Source organism: Mycobacterium arosiense ATCC BAA-1401 = DSM 45069, assembly GCF_002086125.1.
Classification (GTDB): Bacteria; Actinomycetota; Actinomycetes; order Mycobacteriales; family Mycobacteriaceae; genus Mycobacterium; species Mycobacterium arosiense.
The window spans coordinates 1-237 of the sequence record NZ_MVHG01000394.1 but is presented as its reverse complement, the minus strand read 5'-3'; the positions used below and the strand labels follow the sequence as shown (position 1 = coordinate 237).

At 72.2% G+C, this 237-nt stretch carries 1 pseudogene; it reads right to left on the bottom strand.

Features of this window, described 5'->3' with window-relative positions:
* Positions 1-237, bottom strand: a pseudogene (locus BST14_RS32305) (hypothetical protein); the annotation flags it as partial.

The window sequence follows — 237 nt, the reverse complement described above, 5'->3', positions numbered from 1 at the left end:
CTCCAGGACCTCGCCGGCCTCCTCGATGAAGACCTCGCGCAGTTCCTCGTCCACCGGTTCCTCGTCGGCCGGCGGTGGCAGCAGGCTGACCGGAACGTTCTGCGCCGGCGGGTTGATCGGCTGCACCGGCGCAGCCATCACCTCGGCCAGAGACAGGGCCGGCGCTTCGCTGGCGAGCGCCTCGGCGGCAGGCGGCGCCTCGGCCTCAGCCTCGGGCAATTGCACCTCGGGGAGATC